Source organism: Streptomyces sp. CAI-85 (assembly GCF_013363615.1).
Lineage (GTDB): Bacteria > Actinomycetota > Actinomycetes > Streptomycetales > Streptomycetaceae > Streptomyces > Streptomyces antibioticus_B.
The window spans coordinates 1-3,019 of record NZ_JAANNX010000149.1; the positions used below are offsets into that span (position 1 = coordinate 1).

Consider the following 3,019-nt stretch of genomic DNA (forward strand, 5'->3'; position numbering starts at 1 on the left):
CGGCCAAGAGGGGGTCCTTCCGAGGGCTCGGACTCACTACGCGCGTACCGGTCCCTCTCCCGCGCACAGAGACAGAGATCCCAGATGGGAGGCACTCTGATCGTCAATGCTCAAGTGAGGGCATGCCCCTGGTGACGGGCAGGGGACAGCTAACAGGCAGCGCAAAGGGTCAGTGTAGCCACTTGGCACACTGATGTCCAGTGCGGGTTTTTCGAGACCCTCGTTGTTCTCAACGCCCTCGGTCTGCTTGCCCTCGACGCACGGTGATACTGCCCTCTTCGCCGTCGATCCATGCCTCGGATTCGGATCCTTGTGACGACGCGTCCTGAGAATTGCGCGCTGCGTGCGGTTCGTCAAGGCCCCCCTGCCGAACCGGGATGCTCGGGAGACACGACGAAGATCACCATACCCCCCGCTCACGCGGCTTCGAGGCAACCGTGGCCGCGCTCCGGGAACGACGAAGAGCGACCACCCGGATGGATGATCGCTCTTCGGTGCACCGGCGTTACAGCCCCCGAGGGGGTTGTTTCAGCCTTTGCTCGCGGTCGTCGCCGACCGCGGGGTGTTACTTGACCTCGACGGAGGCGCCGGCGCCCTTGAGGGCCTCGGCGGCCTTCTCCGCGGCGTCCTTGGCGACCTTCTCGAGAACGGGCTTCGGGGCGCCGTCCACGAGGTCCTTGGCCTCCTTGAGACCCAGGGAGGTCAGCTCACGCACGACCTTGATGACCTGGATCTTCTTGTCGCCGGCGCCGGTGAGGACGACGTCGAACTCGTCCTTCTCCTCAGCGGCCTCGGCCGGGGCGCCGGGGACGGCGGGGCCGGCAACGGCGACCGCGGCGGCGGCGGTGACGTCGAAGCGGTCCTCGAACGCCTTCACGAACTCGGAGAGCTCGATGAGGGTCATCTCGTCGAACTGCGCGAGCAGGTCTTCCTGGCTGAGCTTCGCCATGGTGGGCGATCCTTCCACTAATTCGGCTGGTGCCGGATGTACATGTCTGGCGGGCGTACGATCGGCCCGCTGTGACCGCGTGCCCGGGCGGACTGCCTCAGGCTGCGGTCATGCTGCGAGCCGAGTTACTCGGCACCGCCCTGCTCGTCGCGCTTGGCGCGAAGGGCGTCCACGGTGCGGACGACCTTCGAGGGGAGCGCCTGGAAGAGCTGCGCAGCCTGCGTCTGCTTGCCCTTGAAGGCACCCGCCAGCTTGGCGAGCAGAACCTCGCGGGACTCGAGGTCCGCAAGCTTCTTGATCTCGTCGGCGGACAGCGCCTTGCCGTCAAGGACACCGCCCTTGATGACGAGGTTCGGGTTGTCCTTGGCGAAGTCACGAAGACCCTTCGCCGACACCACCGGGTCACCGGTGACGAAGGCGACCGCCGTCGGACCGTTGAACAGGTCGTCGAGCGAGGTGATCCCGGCCTCGTTGGCCGCAATCTTGGTCAGCGTGTTCTTCACCACGGCGTACTGGGCGTTCTCACCGAGCGAACGACGCAGCGTCTTGAGCTGCGCCACGGTGAGACCCCGGTACTCGGTCAGCACAGCGGCGTTCGAGCTGCGGAACGCTTCCGTCAGCTCGGCTACCGCGGCAGCCTTGTCGGGCCTTGCCATAGAGCGTCGGCCTCCTTCCGGGTGATGAGGACCGCTCAGAAGGGGCTGGGAAAACGAAACGCCCCGGCGCAGGCGCACGGGGCGTGGCTCGACCGGAACGGCATCCAGTACGGATTCCGGGCCGGGAGCAACTTCCACAGTCACCTGCGCGGGTCGTCCGCGTATCAGCGGATCCTTCGGCCACCGCCCCCTCTTGCGAGAGCACGGCAACGACCAGCGGTCTTTGGCTTCTGTAGGAGAGTACGGGAGGCGAACCCCGCCAGGCAAATCGCCCGGTTCTACGAGGTCCCGCCCTGCTGCTGCACCAGATCCGCGAAGTCGGCGGTGTCGCTCGCCGGCGGCTCCTCGGCGCTCACCGGGGTGCCGTAGTCGCTGTAGTACGCGGTCTGGGTGAAGGCGCCGGCCGTGGTCTCGCCCTTCTCGACCTTCTTGACCAGCAGGTCGTCGTCGTTGACCCAGATGTCGACGGTCTCGGTGGTGACACCGGCCTGGTCGAGCTGCTTCTTCAGGTCGTCGAGCTGCTTCTGGCTGAGGTCGGAGTTCTTCGAGGCCAGGTCGGCCACGTCGACCGTGCCCGAGTAGTGCGTGGTCTGCTGGCCGCGGACCTTCTCCTCGCCGACCTTGCGCACGTCCCCGGAGGCCAGCAGGAGCTTCACCGACTGGTTCGGGGTGGTGTTCTGCATCTGGTCCTTGAGATAGGCGCCAGAGCCGCCCGCGAGGGACTCCAGGTCGTCGTACGCGTACTTGATCCAGTGCTTGCCGCCGGCCTGCGCGGCGAACGCGTCGCCCATCTTGGCGTAGTACGCGTCGGGCAGATAGCGGGCCTCCATCGAGGTGCTGCCGGTCTGCCGCATCGTCTCGGCCATGGTGCCGCCGGTGTACGTGATGGTGAGCGTGCCGGTGAGGCCGTCGCCCCAGCCGAGCGCGCCGTCGGCGGTCATCGACATCACCGAGCCCATGGTCGTGCTGGACTCGACCTTCGCGGAGTCGGCGGCATCGGTGGACTTCTCGGCGCTGCGCAGGGCGGCCAGCGGCGAGAACCGCGCGGCCCCGTCCTTGCCGGAGCCCTTCGAGCCCTCCGAGCCCCCCGAGTCCCCCGAGCTACAGCCGGTCACCGCGCTCAGCACGGTCACCGCCGCGATGGTCAGACCCGCACGCCGCAGAGTCGTGCTCTTCATTCGCTCCACCCCCAAGGAATCCTGTGTCCGCACGCTAACGCACGGCGCTGACACCCGTGCGCAATAAGTCGTACGGAAGAGTCGTACGGAAAAAGGGACGAGCCCCGCACCTCGAAAGGTTGCGGGGCTCGTCACCGACTGCTGTGAGCCGTACGACTTCGACGAGTCGACGGATCAGACCGCGGCCGGGTCCTCCTCGACGAGGAGGTTGCGGGTGCGGTTCGGGTCGACCTGGA

The 3,019-nt window shown here is 67.0% G+C and carries 3 protein-coding genes; all 3 read right to left on the reverse strand.

Annotation, left to right across the window (positions count from 1 at the left end; all coding sequences use genetic code 11):
- Nucleotides 1-565: 565 nt before the first annotated feature.
- The 3 genes from rplL to G6W55_RS37200 all read right to left on the reverse strand — a co-directional run bounded on the left by rplL (nt 566) and on the right by G6W55_RS37200 (nt 2,783).
- Complete coding sequence (gene rplL, locus G6W55_RS37190) at nt 566-949, reverse strand: 50S ribosomal protein L7/L12 (RefSeq protein WP_078634521.1); 384 nt, start codon at nt 947-949, stop codon at nt 566-568.
- 125 nt (nt 950-1,074) lie between these two features.
- The gene (gene rplJ, locus G6W55_RS37195; protein ID WP_030788337.1) at nt 1,075-1,605 is read right to left on the reverse strand and encodes a 50S ribosomal protein L10; all 531 of its coding nucleotides are present in this window, start codon (nt 1,603-1,605) and stop codon (nt 1,075-1,077) included.
- 278 nt (nt 1,606-1,883) lie between these two features.
- Nucleotides 1,884-2,783, reverse strand: a complete 900-nt coding sequence (locus tag G6W55_RS37200; protein ID WP_175525011.1) for a hypothetical protein — start codon at nt 2,781-2,783, stop codon at nt 1,884-1,886.
- Nucleotides 2,784-3,019: the final 236 nt, after the last annotated feature.

Coding starts and splice junctions, on each gene's coding strand:
- rplL (WP_078634521.1), bottom strand. CDS start 949: ATGGCGAAGCTCAGCCAGGAAGACCTGCTCGCGCAGTTCGACGAGATG.
- rplJ (WP_030788337.1), bottom strand. CDS start 1,605: ATGGCAAGGCCCGACAAGGCTGCCGCGGTAGCCGAGCTGACGGAAGCG.
- G6W55_RS37200 (WP_175525011.1), bottom strand. CDS start 2,783: ATGAAGAGCACGACTCTGCGGCGTGCGGGTCTGACCATCGCGGCGGTG.